Genomic DNA, 19,367 nt, shown 5'->3' with positions numbered 1-19,367 from the left:
GTTTTACGCTGAACCGCGTATACTAGCACTTCGTGGCTAATTCACAACGCTGCGCTGCGACAACGTTCTACTTCTTGAGTCGGGTCCATTCGGTCCACTCCTCGGCGGTGAGTTCGCCGGCCTGCAGACGGTCGTTCAAATGCTCCAGGCGCCGGTCGGACAACAGTCGACGAACCCGGTTCATTGCATCCGCAAATTCGGCTTCCAGTCCCGATTCCGGCACCAGGTGATCCCATGTCGCGAGTTTCCAGAGGGCGCTCTCGTGCTCGGTGTCCCGGAACCGCTCAAGTATTGCTCCCGGAGTGATCTGGGGTTCATTGATGCTCAATTCAAGCAGTTGGACCAGTAACGGCAGCCCCGGGAGGTCATCGAGGCCGCGCAGAGTGGCCACGTCCTCGACCTGACGCGCCAGCGCCGGGCGCTGGAGTAACAGGGCCACGGCAAGCCGTACTGGTGTCCGGCGTACACTGCCTGCGTCCGGGGCGGGCTGGCGCGCTTCGCTGTCGCGTTGCCCGCGCCCGAGTTGCTCGCGGCCGTCAACAACGCCCTCGAGGTAATCCGTATCGAGGCGGGCGAGGCCGGCCACGCGCTCCATGAGCATGTGCCGGTAGACATCCGGCGGCAGGCGCTGGAGGAGCGGTCGGGCTTTTTCCACGAACCTGGCGCGGCCATCCATGCTCTGCATATCCGTGTGTTGCTGCAGTCGTTCGATGAGATAGTCGGACAGGGGAGCGGCGTCTTGAAGCTGTGCCTCAAATGCCTCGCGACCGTTCTCCCGGACCAGGCTGTCCGGGTCCTCACCATCCGGCAGGAACAAAAATCGGATCTGACGGCCCTGGCGCATGGCAGGCAGGGCATTCTCGAGCGCGCGCCATGCCGCGCGGCGGCCGGCCTCGTCACCGTCAAAGCAGAAGATGACATCGCCGGTTGTTTTCAGCAGCCGCTCCACCTGACGCGTTGACGTGGCCGTGCCCAGCGTCGCCACGGCACGCGGCAGGCCGTGCTGGGCGAGTGCGACCACGTCCATATAGCCCTCGACCACGACGATATCGCCCGGATGCCGATCGGTCTGCAACACCTCATAGAGGCCATACAGCGCCTCGCCTTTGTGGAAGACCGGTGTTTCCGGGGAGTTCAGGTATTTCGGTTCGCCGTCATCCAGCACCCGACCGCCGAACCCGATGGTGCGACCACGGCGATCCCGGATGGGAAACATGATGCGGTCACGAAAACGGTCGTAGACCCGGCCGCCGTCCCGCTCGACGACCAGCCCGGCCTGTTTGAGCGGATCGGTGTTGGCAAGCTCACGAAGCAGGTTATCCCAACCCGGCGGCGCGAAGCCGATGCCAAAGCGCTGGGCGATCTCGCCGTTCAGTCCGCGGCTGCGCAGATAATCGATGGCGCGCTGGCGCTGCGGGTGCTGACGCAGCCACTGCTGATACTGCCGACTGGCCCGATCAAGGAGATCATAAAGCGGTTTCTGGCTCGGTTGTGACGCCTCGCCGCGGCTTTGTTCGGGCATTTCCATGCCGGCCATCTGCGCGAGCTGAGCGACGGCCTCGCGGAATTCAAGGCGGTCATACTCCATGAGAAAGCGGATGGCGCTGCCATGCGCCCCGCAGCCGAAGCAGTGGTAGAACTGCTTGTCCGCGCTGACGGTAAAGGACGGGGTCTTTTCGCCATGGAAAGGACAGAGTCCGAGGTGGTTGCTCCCGGAACGGCGCAGCTGCACCCGCTCGCCCACGATATCCGCGATATCGACTCGGGCGAGCAGTTCGTCGATGAAGGTATCTGGGATTCGGCCGGCCATGGTCGCCACTTTACGGCAAACCGCCGGGCCAGAGGAGGCGAAGGATCAGCTCAGCTGCTGCTTGACCCGGGCGCTGACGGTGCTCATGTCGGCCCGGCCCTGAACCTCGGGTTTGAGTTTCGCCATTACCTTGCCCATGTCGCGGATGGACTCGGCGCCGGTCTCTTCGATGGCCGCCGCGATCATGGCGCTGATCTCCGACTCATCGAGTGCCCGGGGAAGGAATTCCCCGATGATGTCGATCTCTGCGCGTTCCGCCGCCGCCAGTTCTTCACGGCCTGCGGTCTCGTACTGCTCCACCGATTCCCGGCGCTGCTTGACCATCTTGTCGAGGATGGCCAGCACGTCAGCATCGGTGAGTGTCCGGCGCTCATCCACCTCTTTCTGCTTGATGGCGGCGCTCACCATCCGCAAGGTGGCAAGGCGTGACTTGTCGCCGGCCCGCATCGCTGCCTTGACGGCGTCGGTAACTTGCGTTTTGAGATCACTCACCGGCGGACGTCCGGTTCAGTAGAGACGCTGGGTGCGCTGATTCTCCCGCTGCAGACGCTTGGCGTGGCGCTTGACTGCCGCGGCCTGCTTGCGCTTGCGCTCCTGGGTGGGCTTTTCGTAATGCTCCCGGCGACGTACCTCGGAAAGTACGCCGGCCTTCTCGCAGGACCGCTTGAAGCGGCGCAGGGCCACTTCAAAGGGCTCGTTTTCGCGAACCTTGACACTCGGCATAGAGCTCAAACCTTACCGTGTTGCTGTAAACGTCGTAGAATCGGCGTAAACCAATCGAGCCCGGTAGTCTAAGCCGGCCCGCCCTTAAATGCAAAAGCTTCCGGTAGTGCCGTTGCCATGATCGTTCTGGGTATCGAGACCTCCTGTGATGAGACGGGGATCGCCCTGTACTCGGGTGACCGCGGCCTGATTGCCCATCGTCTGCACAGCCAGGTGGCGACCCATGCCACCTATGGGGGCGTCGTGCCCGAGCTGGCCTCCCGCGATCATGTGCGTCGGGTGCTGCCGCTGGCGCAGGACTGCCTGGCCGAGGAAGGCCTCGACGCTGGCGATATCGGCGGCATTGCCTATGCCCGTGGGCCGGGGCTCGCCGGGGCGCTTCTGGTCGGAGCATCGGTCGCGGAGGGCCTCGGCTGGGCACTGGATTGCCCGGTGCTCGGCGTCCACCACATGGAGGCCCACCTGTTGGCGCCGATGCTCGAACCGGACCCGCCGGCATTCCCTTTTCTGGCGCTGTTGGTCTCCGGTGGCCACACGCTGCTGGTGGAAGTCGCCGACATCGGCCGCTATCGGGTGCTGGGTGAGTCGCTGGATGATGCCGCAGGCGAGGCGTTTGACAAGACCGCCAAGCTCCTCGGGCTGCCCTATCCGGGTGGGCCGCAGCTGGAGGCCCTGGCCCGGGAGGGAGAGCCGGGACCGTTCCGCTTTCCGCGCCCCATGACCGACCGGCCCGGACTGGACTTCAGCTTCAGCGGCCTGAAGACCGCTGTGGTCAATGCGGTGCGTGAGGCGGACGAGGATGCGCCAACCCGCGCCGCGATTGCCCGCGCGTTTCAGGATGCCGTGGTGGATACCTTCGCCATCAAGGTGCGGCGGGCGCTTGAACAGACCGGCGTGCGGCATCTGGTGGTGGCGGGTGGCGTGGGGGCCAACCAGGCGCTGCGCGGCCGGCTCCGTCAGGTAGCAGAGGATCAGGGGGCGGTCATGGCCTGCCCCCGGCTGGCGTTCTGCACGGATAATGGCGCCATGATCGCGTATGCGGGATATCGGCGGTTATGGGCGGGGGAGCGCGATCCCGGACCCGTGGACATTCGGCCGCGTTGGCCGATGGATGAACTGCGGGTGCCGGCGCCGGCTGACTAGCGCCGGCCGATCCGCGGCTCCTCGCCGCGGGCGATACGCTGGATGTTGCTTCGGTGCCGCCAGGTCGTGAGGAGTGCCATGACCGCAGCGGCTGCGGCGAGCGGCCGGGAGCCGGTGATGAACAGGGCATAGAGCGGTGCCAGCGCAAAACTCACCAGCGCCGCGAGTGACGAAATCCGCATCAGCGCCGCGATGGCGAGCCAGCTGAGGATGACGCCAAGCCCCACCAACCAGGACCAGGCCACGAAAACCCCCAGCCCGGTGGCAATCCCTTTGCCGCCACGGAATCCAAAGAAGACCGGGTAGAGATGGCCCAGGAAGGCAGCAAGCCCGATCAGCGCCAGGAAACCGCTCGACAACCCCAGCGCATGGCCTGCCAGCACGGGGAGAACCCCCTTCAGGGCGTCGCCGAGCAATGTGGCGGCCGCAGCGTTCCGTCCGCCCAGGCGCAGCAGGTTGGTGGCGCCGGGATTGCCGCTGCCGTCCTCGCGGGGGTCTCCCAGCCCCATCAGCCGTGCCACGATGATGCCGGCGGACAGTGAACCCGCCAGATAGCCGATGAAGACCATGAGAAATCCCGTCATGTCGGCATTGCACCCCCTGGGTGATGTCTGGTCAAGCAGACCTTGTGCTGCCTGCGGTGACATGAAATGCTCCGTCGCCCATGGATACCGTATTCCTTGAGCGGCTGTCATTGCGCTCCGTGATTGGCGTTCATGCCTGGGAACGGGCCTTTGCCCAGCAGCTGGAGCTCGATCTGGCGCTGAGCGTGGACACTCGTGCCGCGGCCGCCAGTGATGCGCTTGATGATGCCGTGGACTATGCCGCCCTGAGCGAACGACTGGTTCGGCAGGCCGCGGAGGCCGACTGTCAGTTGATCGAGACACTGGCCGCGCGGCTGGTGGACGTGGTGCTCACCGACCCCGCCATCCGCCAGGTTGAACTGGTGCTGCGCAAGCCGGGTGCCCTGCCGGCTGCCCAGAGTGTCGGTGTCAAACTTGTCCGAAGCCAAGCAGAGGTCCCATGAACCGCGCCTATCTCAGCATCGGCAGCAATATCGAACCCGAGCGCCATGTGCGCGCCGCCGTGGCGGCGCTCCACCACCGATACGCTCCGCTCATCATCTCGCCGGTTTACCAGACGCACGCGGTGGGGTTCGACGGTGATGATTTCTACAACCTGGTGGTCGGGCTCGACACCGATGACTCGGCCGAGCATCTGGCAGCCGCCTGTCGCGAGATCGAGACCGCGCAGGGGCGGCTTCGCACGGATCAGCGCTTCAGTTCCCGGACGCTGGACATCGATCTGCTGACGCTTGGCAATGTCATCCGCGAGGATGTGCCGATCCTGCCGCGGGATGAAATCCTCAAATATGCCTTCGTCCTGAAACCGTTAATGGACATCGCGCCGGAGGAACGGCATCCCGTGGATGGTCGCCGCTACGCTGAACTCTGGGCGCAGCTCGAAGCCGAGGGCGGCCTGCGACCCATTGCCCTCGATTTCTCCGCCGAGACTGGCGACTGACCATGGCCCGGCGCGCACCCCCGTCGCCCCCGGCGCCGGATGCCAACGCGGCGGATCACAGCCGCAGGTTGCGCGAGCGGATCGATGCCGCGATAGCGATGGCCGGTGGGGCGATGGACTTCGCCGACTACATGGCACTGGCGCTGTATGCCCCCGGGTTGGGTTACTACAGCGCCGGGCAAGCGCGTTTTGGACCCGGTGGCGATTTCACCACCGCGCCGCTGATGAGTGCCCTGTTCTCGCAGACCCTGGCGCATGAAGTACGCCGCATACTTGAAGCGGCGGATGGCGACACAGTGCTCGAGTTTGGCGCGGGAACAGGACAGATGGCCGCTGACCTGCTGCTGGAACTCCACCGGATGGAGCGCCTGCCGGCGCGATACCTGATCATTGAGGTGAGTGCCGATCTGCGGGCGGAGCAGGCACGCACCCTGGAGACGCTGCCGGCGTCCGTCCGCAACCGCGTGGAGTGGCTTGAGCGGCTGCCGACGGCGGCGTTTCGTGGGGCGGTTCTGGCCAACGAGGTGCTCGATGCCCTGCCGGTTCAACGCTTCCAGAGAACCGAGAATGCGATCCACAATCTGGCGGTCGGCGTCGACGGGGACGGCGAGCTTTGCTGGCGGCCGCAGCCGGCCGATGACGCGCTGACCTCAGCGGTGTCCGACATCGAATCGGATTTGGGCGGGCGATTGCCGCCAGGCTACTGTTCCGAGTGGTGTCCGTCGCTCCAGCCATGGGTGGCCGCCCTCGGCGACATCATCGAAGCCGGTGCGGCTTTGCTGATCGATTATGGCTATCCGCGGCGCGAGTTCTACCATCCGCAGCGTGCCACCGGGACGCTGCTCTGCCATTACCGGCATCGCGCCCACGACGATCCCTTCTTCTGGCCGGGTCTGCAGGACATTACCGCCTCCGTGGATTTTACCGCCGCAGCGCGGGCTGGCGCTGCCGCGGGGCTGGATGTGCTTGGTTTTGCAACGCAGGGGAATTTCCTCGCTGGTGCCGGCCTGCCGGGGATCATCGAGGAGCGGGCTGCCAGCGATCCCAACCAGGCGGCCGAGCTGGCACAGCAGGCCAAACCGCTGCTCTTCCCGGACGAGATGGGCGAGCGTTTCAAGGTGCTGGGCCTGGGACGCGGCCTTGAAAAGCCGCTCCCGGGGTTCGGCTTCACCGACCATCGGGCGCGCTTGTCAGTGAAACAAGATTAATTTAGTACTCATTCGGGTCAGTCATGGAAGCGACCAATGGGAGAAGAGAATGGAATCCCCCGGCTCTTACCGATTCCGGCCCGCAACCCCGCTTTATGCGTACCGACAATCCTGGTTTTCCCGCTATCTGTCTCCACCCGTTCGGGAATTGCTCGATGCCGGCCCTTTCGCCGAACGGGCCCTGCGATCACCGCGTCACGTCGATGCCTGTATTCTGTTCACCGATATTCGCGGTTTCACCGAGTTGTCGAGAAGTATGGATCCCGGCGTGCTGATCGACACCGTCGATCGTTGCATAGGCCGTCAGGTGAATGCCGTGGAGCGTTATGGGGGCTATGTGGACAACTTTACCGGTGATGGCCTGATGGCGGTTTTTGAGGGATATGGGATAGAGGAAAACGCCTGTCTCTGTGCGCTGGAGATCGTGCAGCGACCGGACCGCATGGGGCTGAACCGCGCGGATGATCAGGTACCGATTGGTGCCGGCCTGCACAGCGGCGATGTCGTGATGGGGAGCATCGGCTCTGAGAGCCGTCTCATCTATACGACGGTCGGAGACACGGTCAACGTGGCGGCAAGGCTGTCCGGGCGGGCCGCCGGCTGTGATGTGGTGATCAGCGACCCGGTCCGTGCGGCGCTGTCCGACGGAGCAGCGCGACACTTCCGTCGTCTGCAGGGGCCGGCGCCGGACGGCGTCGATCCGGCGATGGCACTGTATCGCGCCGAGCCGCGTTGAATGGATCTTGTCCAGGCATTCTGGCTGGGACTGATCCAGGGACTGACGGAGTTCCTGCCCATCTCCAGTTCGGCACACCTGATCCTTCTGCCGCGACTGCTGGGGTGGCCCGACCAGGGGCTGGCGTTCGATGTCGCCGTTCATGTGGGCACGCTGCTGGCGGTTTTGCTGCATTTCCGTCGCCAGCTGGTTCCGCTGACGACCGATACGCTCCAGTCCGTCTGGCGGCGCGAGCGGGTGGGCGACAGCGGCCTGGGCTGGGCCATCGTCATTGGCACACTGCCTCTGGTGGCTGGTGCGCTGGTGCTTGCGGATGCCGCCGACTCCGTTCTGCGCCAGCCCCTCGTCATTGCGGCGGCGACCATCGGGTTCGGCATCCTGCTCTGGGTCTCGGCCCGTCATCAGGGGCGACGGAGTGAAAGGGACATCGGGCCGGGCGCGGCACTTTTCATCGGGGCGGCGCAGGTGCTCGCGATCATTCCCGGCACCTCGCGCTCCGGCATTACCATGACGGCGGCGCTCTGGCTGGGGCTGGAGGCAACCGCGGCCGCACGCTTTTCGTTCCTGCTCTCCATCCCGGCTATTGCGCTCGCCGGTGGCTGGAAGGCCCTGCAGCTTGTCGGCACGAGTGCTCCCGTCGACTGGATGGCGTTTGCTGTCGGTGTCGGTGTCGCCGGCGTCTCCGCCTATCTCTGCATCGGTGCCTTTCTGGCGCTCGTCGCGCGTGTCGGCATGACGCCGTTCGTCGTCTACCGAATCGGCCTTGGTCTGATCCTCATCTGGCTGTTCGCGGGTCAACAAGCGGTTTAGGAGACCGCCTCCTCAATCGGGCGTATCGCCCTTTTCGGCACGCAGGGCCTTCAGCGCCTGAAGGCGGGCATGACGAATGGCCTCGCCGATGGCGGGGCCTTTCAGGCCCTGCTCGACGAACCGTGAGGCGTCCACCGCCTGGCAGCGCGCCAGGGCCTCGGGCAGGTAATCGGCCTGTGGATAGGCGCAGTTCTCCAGTCCGAGCCGGCCGCGATAGTCCGCCTCGCAGGCGAGCAGGAAGCTCTCCAGCCGTGCCGGCCGCCGCAACAGATCGAGCTTCTCCATCATCTCGAGGAGGGTCTGCGGGCGGAGCGTCCGGACCCGATGGCAATGCAAGTGGTAGCGGGTGACGCCGCGGGCCAGGTCACGGCATTCCGATGGCACCCGCAATCGCTCGGAGATTGCATCGGCCAGTGGGACACCGCGTGCCTCATGGCCTCGATGCCGCGGCAGCTCGGCGGTGGGAGTCAGTCCCTTTCCGACGTCATGAACAAGGCCGGCGAATCGGGCGGGCAGATCGCTGTCGAGGCGCGCGGCCTGTTTCAGGACCAGCAGGACATGCTCGCCGGTATCGATCTCCGGGTGATGGTCCTCGGGCTGGGGGATTCCAAAGAGGCGGTCGATCTCCGGCAACAGGACGGCCAGTGCGCCGCAGTCCCTGAGGGTCTGGATAAAGGCATCCGGGGACGGCGCCATGAGGGCCTTGGCCATTTCCTGCCAGACCCGCTCGGGCACCAGCGCATCGACCTCGCCGCTTTCCACCATCTCGCGGCAGAGCGCGATGGTGTCATCCGCCACCCGAAACCCGAGTGGCGCGAATCGTGCGGCGAACCGGGCCAGTCGTAGAATGCGGACGGGGTCTTCGCGAAAGGCATCCGAGACATGCCGCAGACAACGCGACTCAAGATCGCCGCGGCCGTCGAAGGGGTCGATGATTGTCCCGTCCGGCGCCGCTGCCATGGCGTTGATGGTGAGATCCCGCCGGGCGAGATCCTCGGTCAGGCTGACCGCTGGGCTCGCATGGAATGCGAACCCATGGTAGCCGGGAGCGGTTTTACGCTCGGTGCGGGCAAGGGCATATTCCTCGCCCGTCTCCGGGTGGAGGAATACCGGGAATTCCCGACCAACGGGACGGAAGCCGCGGTCGGTCATCGCCTCCGGCGTTGCGCCGACCACCACCCAGTCATGCTCGTGGACCGGCAGGCCAAGCAGTCGGTCGCGGACCGCGCCACCGACTTCGTAAATCTCCAGGCCGGCGGTACTCACTCGTTGTCGCGACCGGCCTCGCGGCGCCACTCGTCATATCGGTCGCGACTGCGTCTGCCACCCAGATACCCCGGCGCGACTGCTTCCAGCGCCGTCGGGTGGATGCCCAGATCGGGCAGCCCGTTGTGATGGCACACATTATCCACCTGGGCGGAGAGGTAATTGTCATAGGTGTAGGGTTTGCCTGGCAGCCGCTGCATGATCCGACCCTGCAGTCGCGAAAGCCTGTCGGGCAGGCCGATCACGGCGCGCTTCAGACCCATCAGCTCGGCGACGTAGCGGACCAGCGTCTCCAGGGTGTAGGTCTCCGGGCCACAGAGCGCATAGGTCCGGCCGAAGGTGTCGCGGTTGGTGAGCGCCGCTTCGAATGCGGCGGCGACGTCATCCACGTAAACGGGCTGGAACCGGGCGCCGGGTGTCGGCAGGGGCATGATCGGTGCGAGCCGGAGCATGCCGGCGAAGGTGTTGAGAAAACTGTCGCTCGGGCCGAACACCACCGAGGGCTGGAAGACCGTCACCGCCAGGTCGTCACCATTGGCCGCCAGTGCCAGCCGCTCACCCTCGCCCTTGGTCTGCTGATAACGGCTGGGGCCGTTGATATCGGCGCCGAGCGCACTCATGTGCAGAAGCCGCTTTACGCCGGCATCGCGGCAGGCCCCGAGGAGTTTTTCGACCAGGTGCACGTGCACATCCTCGAAACGGCGCCCCGGTTTGTTCTCCTCGTTGAGGATGGCGACCAGATTGATGACCGCGTCAACGCCTTCCAGATGGTGAAAGAGATCTTCCCGATCGTGCACGTTGGCCTCGATGAGCTCGAGGTTGGGGATGGGCAGCAGATGGCGGTTCCGCTCGCGGCGTCGCGTGAGCACCTTGATGTGCACCGCCGTGTTGGCGAGGCGATTGGCAATCTGGCGGCCGATGAAGCCGGTGCCGCCCAGGATGCAGACAGTCTGGATGCGCATGAGCCCGCGCTCTCCTGATTCGCTTGTCGATACCGACATTGTAGAGCAAATGCCATAATGGACGCTTCGATCTGCATCAACGGAGCAGCGGGTGCTTGATCTTTTGATCTACGTCCTCGCCGGCGTGGTGGTCGGATTTGCCTCCGGGCTGTTCGGTATCGGCGGCGGCGTGGTTGTCGTGCCGGTGCTGCTACCCATCTTCCAGGCCCAGGGGCTGAGCATGGACGTGGCCATGCACATGGCGGTGGGCAGCTCGCTGGCGACCATCGTGGTCACTGGGCTCTCCTCGGCGCGGGCGCATTGGAGGCTGGGCAACGTGGTGCTCTCCGCGTTGCCCTGGTTGGTGGCCGGCCTGATGACCGGCGCGCTGCTGGGGGCTCACCTCGCCGCGGCACTACCCGGCGATATACTGCGGGTGATCTTCGCGGTGTTTGTCCTGACCCTTGCCGTGCGCATGGCGTTCGCCCTGCAGCCACCGGCGGGGCGTCTCATGCCGAGGCCTGCCATTGTGGTCGTCGCCGGTGCGCTGATCGGCACCATCTCCAGCCTGGTGGGCATCGGAGGCGGCACGCTCGTGGTGCCTTTCCTGATCTGGGCGGGCGTGACCATGCGTCAGGCGGTGGGGACCTCATCCGCGGCCGGCGTGAGTATTGCGATCGCCGGGAGTATCGGCTTCATTCTCGCCGGCACCGGGGAGGATGCGCTGCCACCATGGAGTACGGGGTACATCTATTGGCCGGCCGTCGGCGGGATCACCGTGGCGAGCGTATTCCTGGCGCCGGTCGGCGCGAAGGTAGCGACCCGCCTGCCGGCGGTCTGGCTGCGCCGTGCCTTCGCGGTGTTTCTCGTCCTCGTCGGCCTGCGGCTGCTGCTGTCCGGCTGAGCGCGGTGCCGGTCGTGGGCCTCAGCTGAGCCCCAGCTTTTTCTCCAGGTAATGGATGTTGGTGCCGCCCTCCTCGAACCCGCGATCGAGCAGCAGATCCTCGTGCAGCGCCGTATTGGTATTAATGCCCTCCACCACGAGCTCGCTCAGAGCGGTCCGCATCCTGGCGATGGCACTGCTGCGGTCTTCGCCCCAGGTGATGACCTTGCCAATCATGGAATCGTAGTGGGGCGGGACGTGATAGCCGGTGTAGACATGTGAGTCGACGCGCACGCCGGGACCGCCCGGCGGGTGGTAGAGGGTGATCTGACCGGGGGAGGGGATGAAACGCTCTGCATCCTCAGCGTTGATGCGGCACTCGATGGCATGGCCGCGGAATTCGATTTCATCCTGTGCGAAAGAAAGGGGTTCGCCGCCGGCGACGCGGATCTGCTCGGCAACCAGGTCGCGGCCGGTGACCATTTCCGTTACCGGATGCTCCACCTGGATGCGCGTGTTCATTTCGATGAAGTAGAACTCGCCATCCTGGTAGAGGAATTCAAAGGTTCCCGCCCCGCGGTAGCCCAGCTGGCGACAGGCCTCGGCGCAGCGCTCGCCGATGCGGGTGCGCTCCTCGGGGGTGATCCCGGGGGCCGGGCTCTCCTCGATCACCTTCTGATGGCGGCGCTGCATGGAGCAGTCGCGCTCGCCGAGATGCACCGCATTGCCCTGCTCGTCGGCCATGACCTGAATCTCGACGTGGCGGGGATTGTCCAGGTACTTCTCCATGTACACCACGTCACTGCCAAACGCGTTGGCGGCTTCCGTGCGCGTCACCGATATCGCGTGCAGGAGCGCCCCCTCGCCGTGGACGACCCGCATGCCGCGACCGCCGCCACCGGCGGCGGCCTTGATGATCACCGGATAGCCGATTTGCCGGGCAAGCTGAAGGTTGTCGGCGTCGATATCGGTGAGCGGGCCGCCAGAGCCCGGCACGCAGGGTACGCCCGCGGCCTTCATCGCATCGATGGCCGAGACCTTATCGCCCATCAGCCGGATGGTCTCGGCCCGCGGGCCGATGAAACGGAAACCGGACTGCTCCACGCGTTCTGCGAAGTCCGCGTTCTCTGAGAGAAAGCCATAACCCGGATGAATGGCGACGGCGTCGGTAAGTTCGGCGGCGCTGATGATGGCCGGAATGTTGAGGTAACTCTCCGCCGAGCTGGCGCCGCCGATGCAGACCGACTCATCGGCCAGCCGAACATGTTTGAGGTCCCGGTCGGCCGTGGAGTGGACGGCGACGGTGCCGATGCCGAGCGTCCGGCAGGCGCGCAGGATGCGCAGTGCGATTTCGCCGCGGTTGGCGATGAGAACCTTGTCGATCATCGCGTGGGCCCTATTCGATGACGAACAGCGGCTGATCGAACTCCACCGGCTGTCCGTTCTCCAGCAGTATGCTTCTGACCACGCCACTGCGATCGGCTTCGATCTGGTTGAGCATTTTCATGGCCTCGATGATGCAGAGGGTGTCGCCGGCATTCACGCTCTGGCCCTCCTCGACGAAGGGAGAGGAGTCCGGTGACGGGGCGCGGTAGAACGTGCCCACCATGGGTGATCGCACCGCATGCCCGCCGACCTCCAGGGAATCCGTCTCGGCGGGGGCAGCCGGCTCGGTGGCCGCGGGTTGTGCCGGGGCTGGTGCCGGGGGTGCGGGCGCCACCGGCGCGGGCGCGGCGGCGAGCTGAGCGGCGGCCCGCGTGATGCGGACGCTCTCCTCTCCCTCGTGAATCTCGATTTCGTTGACGCCGGATTCGTCGAGCAATTCGATGAGGCGTTTGATCTTTCGAATGTCCATGGCAGGTCAGTTCCGTTCGGTGTTTGCTAGCAGGGCGCTCAGGGCAAGCTCGTAGCCCAGCGGCCCGAATCCTGCGATGACGCCGCGGGCGATGTCCGAGAAATACGAGTGCTGTCGGAATGGCTCGCGGGCGTGGATGTTGGATAGATGCACTTCGATGAAGGGGATAGCCACCGCCGCGAGCGCATCGCGCAGCGCAACGCTGGTGTGAGTAAACGCCGCGGGGTTGATGATGATCCCACCCATCCTGTCATGGGGCGCTTGCTGAATGCGCTCGACGAGAACGTGCTCGGCATTGCTCTGGAGGCACTCGATGTCGACGCCGGCCGAACCCGCCTGGCGCGTCAGGCGCTGGTTGATCTGATTCAGGTCGGTGTCACCGTAGATAGCCGGTTCGCGCGTCCCCAGCAGGTTGAGATTCGGGCCATGGAGGACCAGTAACCGGCTCATGACGTCGCGCTCCCCCGTCAGTAGAAACCATGATTCTGGCTCATTGGGGAGCTTTTTGTCCATGGTCGCCGGAGTTCGCCACGGGATCGGCGCAGATCGCGGCTATCAGTCGGACAGATCCTCAAGCAGCGGCCGCAGGTCCGGTTCATGAAGCTGCCCGCTGTAGCGTTCCAGGATATCGCCGTTGCGACCGATGATGACCGTATAGGGCAACGTGCCACGATCATTGCCGTAGGCGGCGGCCACATCCAGGGCCGACTCCATGCCGTAGAGCGTTGGGTAGCTCATGGGGACCTCGGCGATGAAGCCACGCACCGGCTCCGGATCGTCAATGGCCACGCCAAGGAACTGGATGCCGTCATCTCCGAACTCGTCCTGCAGTGTCGAGAACAGGGGGATCTCTTCGCGGCAGGGGCTACACCAGGTGGCCCAGAAGTTCAGCACCACGACGTCGCCATCCCACTCGTTGATGCTTCGGCGCGTGCCGTCCAGCGCCGGGAGCGTGAAGTCAGGTCGCTTCATGGTGGGTTCCGGATCGCTCTGCAACCAGCTCACGGCGAGGATGCCGCCGCCGGCACCGATCACGGCGGCGAACAGAACGGTCAGCGCGGTTCGGATGCCGCCGGTCATTGCGCCGGCCCCGCCAGTCCCTGCCGGGCGCGGGCGATGAATGCCTCCGGCCCGAGGAAGCCGACGACCCTTGCGTCCCGGTTCTCGCGGCCCTGTGGGCCATAGAAAACGATGGCCGGTGGCAGGTAGACATCGAGACGTGACATCAATGCCCGGTGCTCGGCGTTCATGTCGGTGACGTCGGCGCGCAGGAGCATGGCCTCGGCAACGGCATCCTGAACCGCGGAATCGGTAAAGGTGCGTTGCTCGAGCTGTACGCAGTAGACGCACCAGTCGGCGTATATATCCACCATCACCGGGCGGCCCGCCGCGCGGGCATCCATGAGTGCCGTCTCCAGTTCTTCGGGGCTGTTGATGTCACGAAATGCCATCTCCTGCTGTTCGCTTCCGCCCCCGCCGCCGGCGGACAGGGAGAGGCCCGTTAAGGGTCGCAGGACATCACCACCGCCCGCCGACGCCCCCAGTAGACTGGCCGCACCCCAGAGCATCGCCGCCACGCCGATTGTCCGCGCCAACCGGCGGATATTGCTGACCGGCGGCTCGACCCGCTCGAAAACACCGAGCCATACGCCGCAGCCGATCAGCAGCACGCCCCAGAGCGCGAGTGTGACTGGCCCTGGCAGGAAGCGTTCCAGCGTCCATAGCGCAACGGCCAGGAAGCCCACACCGAAGATCGCGCGGACCGTGTTCATCCAGGGGCCGCTGCGCGGCAGCCAGCGGCCGGCCGCCGTGCCAATCAGCAGCAGAGGTAGCCCCATGCCGTTGGCCAGCGTGAAAAGGGCGAGGCCCCCGAGCCAGGCATCGCCGGTGCTGCCGATGAACACCAGCGCGGCAATCAGCGCCGGTCCGGAGCAGGCGCCGACGATTAGCGTCGAGAGCACACCCATGATGGCGACACCAATGGCGGTGCCACCACGCTGCCGGTTGGACAGGGTCGTCAGTCGGGTCTGCAGCCCGTTGGGCAGACGAAGCTCGAAGACGCCGAACATGCCCAGTGCGAGGATGACGAATACGGCGGCGAAACTGCCAAGCACCCAGGGTGACTGCAGATCGGCCTGCACAGCCGCCCCGGTGAGTCCCGCCGCCACGCCGGCAAGCGCATAGGTGATCGCCGTGGATTCCACATAAATCAATGACAGTCCCAGCGCGCGGAGGCTGCCGCTGCGGTGCGGATCGCCGGCGATCAAGCCCGACAGGATGGGTATCATTGGATAAAGGCAGGCCGTGAAGGCCAGCAGCAGCCCGGCAACGAAAAACCCTGCCAGGATCGTCGGCAGGCTTGCGTTGTTCAGCAGTCGCTCCAGCCGTCCGGCCTCGCCCCCGCCGGCGCCCTGCGGTGTGTCCGCCGATGCCCCGCTTGGTGCGGCCGTGGCGGCGGACTCGGCTGTTTGTCCGCCGGCCGTTGAGGATTCGGCGGTCAGCGTCGGTGCGGTGGGGTTGATGGCATAGGCAAGACGTTGGTCGCTGGGGGTCCCGGTGGCGCGGTAAGGGGGGTAGCAGACACCGGATTCGGAGCAGCCCTGGAATGCGACGCTGAAGACGCTTTCGCTGGTGAAATCGGCCTGACCGATGAGTGGCAGGCTGACCGGCCGGGTATAGACCGTCTGCCGCCCGAAAAATGCATCTTCTTTTACCGTACCCTGCGGATGATCGAACGCGAGGTCTTCTTGCTGCGCGCCAGCGCCGTCGAGCTCTACGTCCAGGCTGTCGCGATAGACGTAGTAACCGTCCTGTACGTCGATATCGATCGTCGCCTGGCCATCGTCATGCAGCCGGATGTCGAGCTCGAAAGCTTCCTCGACCGGGAGGACGTCCTGGCTCTGACTTTCATTGCCAAACAGCCCACCCAGGCTGGATTGCGCGGTGACCGCGCTGGCCGCGAGCGTCAGCCACAGGCCGACGAGGAAAGCGAGCTGGCCGATTGCCTTATTTGTCATCCCTGCCGTTCCGTCTCTGTGCCGATCCACGCCAGATACCCGGCAAGCCCGGTGGCGATCGGCATGGCGACGATCTCCGGCAGTTCATCCGGGTGCAGGTCGAGTACACAAGCCTCCAGCCCCGGATAGGCTGATTCGGTGGTCTTTGCAACGAGAAGCCATTCCTCGTCCCGCTCGATGCGGCCCTCCCAGCGGTAGACCGAAGTCAGTCCCGGGATGATATTGACGCAGGCGGCATGCCGCCTTTCCACCAGCGCGTCGGCGATGGCATCGGCCACCGTTCTCTCCGGCGCGGTGATCAGTGTAACCAGCCTTTCGGACACCCGGCCCTCCTCGGGCAAAAGCCGCATAAACCTTGAATCGTAGCACCATCGTCCCCATGCCAAGGACAAGGTATTGACGCGGAAGGTTTCGTAACTATCATTAGCACTCACCTAAAGCGAGTGCTAACAAAGGCACGTAGGTCCAACATCAATCAATTGAGGGAGAACAGAAGATGAATCTTCGCCCGCTACACGATCGAGTCGTCGTCAAGCGCATGGAAGAAGAGCGCACCACCCCGGGTGGCATCGTCATCCCCGACACGGCCACTGAAAAGCCCATCCGCGGTGAAGTGGTCGCCGTTGGCAATGGCAAGCGCCTGGACAACGGCGAGGTTCGCGCCCTCGACGTCAACGTCGGTGACAAGGTCCTTTTCGGCAAGTTCTCCGGCACCGAGGTCAAGGTCGGTGAGGATGAAGTCCTCGTCATGCGTGAAGACGACATCATGGCGGTGATCGAGGGCTGAATCGCCCGCGCACTGCAGGGAATTTCCACAGGAAACGGAACCGAGAGGAAAAGAAACAATGGCAGCGAAAGACGTACGCTTTGGTGATGAAGCCCGCCATCGCATGGTTGCGGGTGTGAACACCCTGGCCAACGCAGTCAAGGTCACCCTGGGCCCGCGTGGTCGCAATGTGGTGCTCGAGAAGTCCTTCGGCGCGCCGACGGTCACCAAGGATGGTGTGTCGGTGGCCAAGGAGATCGAGCTTCAGGACAAGCTCGAGAACATGGGCGCGCAGATGGTCAAGGAGGTCGCCTCGCAGACTTCCGATGCCGCGGGTGACGGCACTACGACCGCCACGGTGCTGGCGCAGGGCATCCTCCGCGAGGGCATGAAGGCCGTTGCCGCCGGCATGAACCCGATGGACCTCAAGCGCGGCGTCGACAAGGCCGTGACGGCCGCCGTCGAGGAGCTGCACAAGCTCTCCAAGCCCTGTGAGACCGACACGGCCATCGCGCAGGTCGGCTCCATCTCCGCCAACTCCGACAAGGCCATCGGCGAGATCATTGCGGATGCCATGAAGAAGGTCGGCAAGGAAGGCGTCATCACGGTCGAGGAAGGCAGCGGTCTCGAGAATGAGCTCGACGTGGTCGAGGGCATGCAGTTCGACCGTGGCTACCTGAGCCCATATTTCATCAACAACCAGCAGAGCATGGCCGCCGAGCTCGACGATCCCTACATCCTGCTCTGCGACAAGAAGATCTCGAACATCCGTGATCTCCTGCCGCTGCTGGAGAACGTGGCCAAGTCGAGCCGCCCGCTGCTGATCGTCGCCGAGGACATCGAGGGCGAGGCCCTGGCCACGCTGGTGGTCAACAGCATGCGTGGCATCGTGAAGGTTGCCGCCGTCAAGGCGCCGGGCTTCGGTGACCGTCGCAAGGCGATGCTGCAGGATATCGCCGTGCTGACCGGCGGTACCGTCATCTCCGAGGAGGTTGGCCTGACCCTGGAGAAGGCGACCCTCGACGACCTGGGGACCGCCAAGAAGATCAACGTCTCCAAGGAGGAGACCACCGTGGTCAATGGCGGTGGTCGTGCCGACGAGATCAAGGCGCGTGTCGATCAGATCCGCACCCAGATCGAGGAATCCACCAGCGACTACGATCGCGAGAAGCTGCAGGAGCGGGTGGCCAAGCTCGCCGGCGGCGTCGCGGTGATCAAGGTCGGTGCCGGCTCCGAGATCGAGATGAAGGAGAAGAAGGCGCGCGTCGAGGATGCCCTGCACGCCACGCGTGCCGCGGTCGAGGAAGGTATCGTTCCCGGCGGTGGTGTGGCCCTGCTGCGCACCCTCAAGGGTCTCGAGGGTCTGACCGGTGACAACCACGATCAGGACGTCGGCGTGAACATCGTCCGTCGCGCCCTTGAGGAGCCGCTCCGTCAGATCGTGTTCAACTGCGGCGAGGATGCCTCGGTTGTCGTCAACAAGGTTGAGGACGGTGAGGGCAACTTCGGCTACAACGCCCAGGCCGAGGAGTACGGCGACATGGTCGAGATGGGTATCCTCGACCCGACCAAGGTCACCCGGACGGCCCTGCAGAACGCCGCTTCTGTCTCCGGCCTGATGATCACCACCGAGTGCATGGTGGCCGAGCATCCGGATGAGAAGGACGATGGCGGCGCCGGCATGGGCGGCATGGACGGCATGGGTGGCATGGGCGGCATGATGTAATCACGCCGTCGGCGACCCGCCGGCTCTCGTTGCGAGCCGGTCTGCCAGCAAAGCCCCGCTTCGGCGGGGCTTTTTTGTGGGTTTTGCGATCAGCTTTCAAATCCCCGGGGCTTCATGCATTATCCGACGCAAAATTAGGAGGATAGGAAGAGGCATTGCTGGAAGTTCGGGTCATTAGTCTGAAGGGTTCACTCGAACGTCGCGCCTCCGTCCGTGAACAGTTCGCGCGGTTGGGGCGGGATTTTCGGTTCTTCGATGCAGTCGATGGGGGTGACATATCTAACCCGGTGGTGGCCCGATTCAGCCCCCGCCGATTCCTCATCCAGCATGGACGTCCCCATGTGCCGGGCGAAATTGGCTGCTACGCAAGTCATTTTCTGTTGTGGCAACACTGCATTGAGACTGGGATGCCACTGGTCATCATGGAGGATGACCTGGAGTTCGTGGGAGATGCCGGCGGCATCCTTGCCGTTGCCGAGGAATTGAGCAGCCGGTTCGATTTCATCCGGCTTGAAGCGACTCGGAAAAAGCCCTCGATCCGGTGCTGGCAGCGCGATGGTCGGTCGATTGTGCGCTACCTGAAGATTCCACAGCGTCTGACTGCCTACCAGATTACGCCGCGAGCGGCCCGCGCGCTGGTTACCGCGAGCCAGACCTTCAGCTATCCCGTCGATGTTTTCGTGCGTAATCAATACCTGCATGGGGTCCCGATCCACGGGATCGAACCTTTTGCTGTCAGACCTCGCCAGAAGCCTCTTGCCTCGCAGATTGGTGATAGGCACACCCAAAAGGGTCCCTGGTGGAGCCGCACAACGCGATTTTTTCACCGTTCTCGTAACGGAGTGCTCAATGCCTGCGCTAGCTTTCGCCATATGAGCGCCCAGCCTGATGAACTGTTGCCGGGCACCACTGATCCCGCGGTTGCGGAGCAATACGGAAAATCGAGGTAGTCCTGAGCG

General features: G+C 64.6%; 22 protein-coding genes. 10 read left to right on the top strand and 12 right to left on the bottom strand.

The features are described 5' to 3' along the window. Nucleotides 1–67: 67 nt before the first annotated feature. The 3 genes from dnaG to rpsU are packed head-to-tail and all read right to left on the bottom strand — an operon-like array spanning nt 68 to nt 2,533. Entirely contained in the window at nt 68–1,810 is a 1,743-nt protein-coding gene (dnaG, locus tag V6X30_RS08155; RefSeq protein ID WP_367984118.1) for a DNA primase, read from the bottom strand. A 45-nt stretch (nt 1,811–1,855) separates the two neighbouring features. After that, complete coding sequence (locus V6X30_RS08150) at nt 1,856–2,302, bottom strand: GatB/YqeY domain-containing protein (protein WP_367984117.1); 447 nt, start codon at nt 2,300–2,302, stop codon at nt 1,856–1,858. Between the two features lie 15 nt (nt 2,303–2,317). Continuing rightward, nucleotides 2,318–2,533 (bottom strand): 30S ribosomal protein S21, encoded by a 216-nt coding sequence (rpsU, locus tag V6X30_RS08145; protein WP_367959043.1) that lies wholly within the window; start codon nt 2,531–2,533, stop codon nt 2,318–2,320. Nucleotides 2,534–2,650: 117 nt separating this feature from the next. Between rpsU and tsaD the strand changes: the two genes are divergently transcribed. Beyond that, nucleotides 2,651–3,676: a tRNA (adenosine(37)-N6)-threonylcarbamoyltransferase complex transferase subunit TsaD gene (tsaD, locus tag V6X30_RS08140; RefSeq protein WP_367984116.1), complete on the top strand. Its 1,026-nt coding sequence runs from the start codon at nt 2,651–2,653 to the stop codon at nt 3,674–3,676. On the opposite strand, the gene plsY is transcribed toward tsaD, so the two are convergent. Continuing rightward, the gene (plsY, locus tag V6X30_RS08135) at nt 3,673–4,323 is read right to left on the bottom strand and encodes a glycerol-3-phosphate 1-O-acyltransferase PlsY (RefSeq protein ID WP_367984115.1); all 651 of its coding nucleotides are present in this window, start codon (nt 4,321–4,323) and stop codon (nt 3,673–3,675) included. The genes tsaD and plsY overlap by 4 nt on opposite strands. A gap of 17 nt (nt 4,324–4,340) precedes the next feature. Between plsY and folB the strand changes: the two genes are divergently transcribed. The 5 genes from folB to V6X30_RS08110 are packed head-to-tail and all read left to right on the top strand — an operon-like array spanning nt 4,341 to nt 7,954. After that, nucleotides 4,341–4,703 carry a dihydroneopterin aldolase gene (gene folB, locus V6X30_RS08130; RefSeq protein ID WP_367984114.1) on the top strand — a complete coding sequence of 121 codons (363 nt, stop codon included), beginning with the start codon at nt 4,341–4,343 and terminating at the stop codon, nt 4,701–4,703. After that, nucleotides 4,700–5,200, top strand: coding sequence for a 2-amino-4-hydroxy-6-hydroxymethyldihydropteridine diphosphokinase (folK, locus tag V6X30_RS08125; protein ID WP_367984113.1), 501 nt, complete (start codon nt 4,700–4,702; stop codon nt 5,198–5,200). The genes folB and folK overlap by 4 nt, the downstream gene beginning before the upstream one ends. Nucleotides 5,201–5,202: 2 nt before the next feature. Beyond that, a complete protein-coding gene (locus V6X30_RS08120) occupies nt 5,203–6,408 on the top strand; it encodes a class I SAM-dependent methyltransferase (protein ID WP_367984112.1) in 1,206 nt (401 codons plus the stop codon). Nucleotides 6,409–6,457: 49 nt separating this feature from the next. Then, nucleotides 6,458–7,144 (top strand): adenylate/guanylate cyclase domain-containing protein, encoded by a 687-nt coding sequence (locus tag V6X30_RS08115; protein WP_367984111.1) that lies wholly within the window; start codon nt 6,458–6,460, stop codon nt 7,142–7,144. Beyond that, nucleotides 7,145–7,954 (top strand): undecaprenyl-diphosphate phosphatase, encoded by an 810-nt coding sequence (locus V6X30_RS08110; protein ID WP_367984110.1) that lies wholly within the window; start codon nt 7,145–7,147, stop codon nt 7,952–7,954. A 12-nt stretch (nt 7,955–7,966) separates the two neighbouring features. Here the strand turns inward: V6X30_RS08110 and V6X30_RS08105 are convergent, their stop codons facing one another. After that, nucleotides 7,967–9,205 (bottom strand): multifunctional CCA addition/repair protein, encoded by a 1,239-nt coding sequence (locus V6X30_RS08105; RefSeq protein WP_367984559.1) that lies wholly within the window; start codon nt 9,203–9,205, stop codon nt 7,967–7,969. Between the two features lie 11 nt (nt 9,206–9,216). Continuing rightward, nucleotides 9,217–10,182, bottom strand: coding sequence for a complex I NDUFA9 subunit family protein (locus V6X30_RS08100; RefSeq protein ID WP_367984109.1), 966 nt, complete (start codon nt 10,180–10,182; stop codon nt 9,217–9,219). 91 nt (nt 10,183–10,273) lie between these two features. Here V6X30_RS08100 and V6X30_RS08095 point away from each other — a divergent pair, with 91 nt between their 5' ends. Beyond that, nucleotides 10,274–11,065 carry a sulfite exporter TauE/SafE family protein gene (locus V6X30_RS08095; protein ID WP_367984108.1) on the top strand — a complete coding sequence of 264 codons (792 nt, stop codon included), beginning with the start codon at nt 10,274–10,276 and terminating at the stop codon, nt 11,063–11,065. Nucleotides 11,066–11,086: 21 nt separating this feature from the next. On the opposite strand, the gene accC is transcribed toward V6X30_RS08095, so the two are convergent. The 6 genes from accC to cutA all read right to left on the bottom strand — a co-directional run bounded on the left by accC (nt 11,087) and on the right by cutA (nt 16,239). Continuing rightward, on the bottom strand, nt 11,087–12,430 hold the full coding sequence (gene accC, locus V6X30_RS08090) for an acetyl-CoA carboxylase biotin carboxylase subunit (protein ID WP_367984107.1): 1,344 nt from the start codon (nt 12,428–12,430) through the stop codon (nt 11,087–11,089). A gap of 10 nt (nt 12,431–12,440) precedes the next feature. Then, nucleotides 12,441–12,899 carry an acetyl-CoA carboxylase biotin carboxyl carrier protein gene (gene accB / locus V6X30_RS08085; RefSeq protein WP_367984106.1) on the bottom strand — a complete coding sequence of 153 codons (459 nt, stop codon included), beginning with the start codon at nt 12,897–12,899 and terminating at the stop codon, nt 12,441–12,443. A 6-nt stretch (nt 12,900–12,905) separates the two neighbouring features. Beyond that, nucleotides 12,906–13,349, bottom strand: a complete 444-nt coding sequence (aroQ, locus tag V6X30_RS08080; RefSeq protein WP_367984105.1) for a type II 3-dehydroquinate dehydratase — start codon at nt 13,347–13,349, stop codon at nt 12,906–12,908. A 105-nt stretch (nt 13,350–13,454) separates the two neighbouring features. Then, nucleotides 13,455–13,979: a TlpA family protein disulfide reductase gene (locus tag V6X30_RS08075; RefSeq protein WP_367984104.1), complete on the bottom strand. Its 525-nt coding sequence runs from the start codon at nt 13,977–13,979 to the stop codon at nt 13,455–13,457. Further along, nucleotides 13,976–15,916, bottom strand: coding sequence for a protein-disulfide reductase DsbD (gene dsbD, locus V6X30_RS08070; RefSeq protein ID WP_367984103.1), 1,941 nt, complete (start codon nt 15,914–15,916; stop codon nt 13,976–13,978). Before dsbD ends, V6X30_RS08075 begins: the two co-directional genes overlap by 4 nt. After that, nucleotides 15,913–16,239 (bottom strand): divalent-cation tolerance protein CutA, encoded by a 327-nt coding sequence (gene cutA, locus V6X30_RS08065; RefSeq protein WP_367984102.1) that lies wholly within the window; start codon nt 16,237–16,239, stop codon nt 15,913–15,915. The genes dsbD and cutA overlap by 4 nt, the downstream gene beginning before the upstream one ends. A gap of 173 nt (nt 16,240–16,412) precedes the next feature. Between cutA and groES the strand changes: the two genes are divergently transcribed. The 3 genes from groES to V6X30_RS08050 all read left to right on the top strand — a co-directional run bounded on the left by groES (nt 16,413) and on the right by V6X30_RS08050 (nt 19,358). Continuing rightward, nucleotides 16,413–16,703 (top strand): co-chaperone GroES, encoded by a 291-nt coding sequence (gene groES / locus V6X30_RS08060; protein WP_367967532.1) that lies wholly within the window; start codon nt 16,413–16,415, stop codon nt 16,701–16,703. A gap of 58 nt (nt 16,704–16,761) precedes the next feature. Continuing rightward, complete coding sequence (gene groL, locus V6X30_RS08055; RefSeq protein WP_367984101.1) at nt 16,762–18,408, top strand: chaperonin GroEL; 1,647 nt, start codon at nt 16,762–16,764, stop codon at nt 18,406–18,408. Nucleotides 18,409–18,563: 155 nt separating this feature from the next. Continuing rightward, entirely contained in the window at nt 18,564–19,358 is a 795-nt protein-coding gene (locus V6X30_RS08050) for a glycosyltransferase family 25 protein (protein ID WP_367984100.1), read from the top strand. Nucleotides 19,359–19,367 lie beyond the last annotated feature (9 nt).

The sequence above is a fragment of the Spiribacter sp. 1M189 genome (genome assembly GCF_040838345.1).
GTDB lineage: Bacteria > Pseudomonadota > Gammaproteobacteria > Nitrococcales > Nitrococcaceae > Spiribacter > Spiribacter insolitus.
Note: the sequence above shows the minus strand (reverse complement) of the source record. Positions and strands in the feature narration are given on the sequence as shown.